Genomic DNA, 1040 nt, shown 5'->3' with positions numbered 1-1040 from the left:
TCAATCTCCTTTCGGTTCGATGGCAAACGCTACGAGGGGCATGTCGGCGACACACTGGCCTCGGCACTGCTCGCCAACGGCGTGCGCCTCGTCGGCCGTTCTTTCAAATATCATCGGCCTCGCGGTATCCTTTCGGCGGGCCCCGAGGAGCCGAACGCGCTGGTCGAGCTGCGCACCGGCGCGCGCCGCGAGCCAAATACCAGGGCGACGACGGTTGAGCTGTTCGACGATCTTGAGGCGATGAGCCAGAACCGCTGGCCCTCGCTCGCCTTTGATTTGCTGTCGGTCAACAGCCTGGCCTCGCCAGCTTTCGTTGCCGGCTTCTACTACAAGACCTTCATGTGGCCGGCGGCGTTCTGGGAGAAGCTCTACGAGCCGTTGATCCGCCGCGCGGCAGGACTTGGGCGCGCAGCTGGAGTGGATGACCCCGATCACTATGAGAAAGCCTTCGCTTTCTGCGACGTTCTGGTGATCGGTGGTGGGCCGGCAGGCCTGACCGCGGCCCTCGCGGCCGGCCGCAGTGGCGCGCGCGTCATCCTCTGTGATGAAGACTTTCGGCTTGGAGGCCGCTTGCTCGCCGAACGGCGCGAGATCGGCGGACGTCCGGCTGCCGAATGGCTCGCCGCTACGCTGGCCGAGCTCTCCAGCCTGCCTGAAGTGCGCATCATGCCGCGCACCGGTGTGTTCGGGCTCTATGACCATGGCATCTACGGCGCTGTCGAACGTGTCAACGACCACGTCGCCGTGCCGCCAGCGCATCAGCCGCGTCAGCGCAGTTGGCGAATCTACGCGAAACGCGCGATCCTGGCCTCCGGTGCGCTCGAACGACCGATCGTCTTTCCCGACAACGACCGGCCGGGCATTATGCTCGCCGGTGCCGTACGCGCCTACATCAATCGCTTCGGCGTATTGCCCGGCCGAGAGGCGGTCGTTTTCACTGCCGGCGACGAAGGCTGGGCCACGGTGCGCGATCTTGCCGCGGCCGGCGCTCGCCTCGCCGCGATCGTCGATTCCCGCAGCGAGACCGATCCGGCGCTCAA

At 66.1% G+C, this 1040-nt stretch carries 1 protein-coding gene; it reads left to right on the top strand.

Translation table 11 applies throughout. The features are described from left to right. Positions 1 to 3: 3 nt before the first annotated feature. Positions 4 to 1040, top strand: a 1037-nt coding sequence (locus SO156_RS45825) for a 2Fe-2S iron-sulfur cluster-binding protein (protein ID WP_498539462.1), incomplete at its 3' end; no start/stop codon positions are given.

Source organism: Bradyrhizobium sp. UFLA05-125 (genome assembly GCF_059803515.1).
Note: the sequence above shows the minus strand (reverse complement) of the source record. Positions and strands in the feature narration are given on the sequence as shown.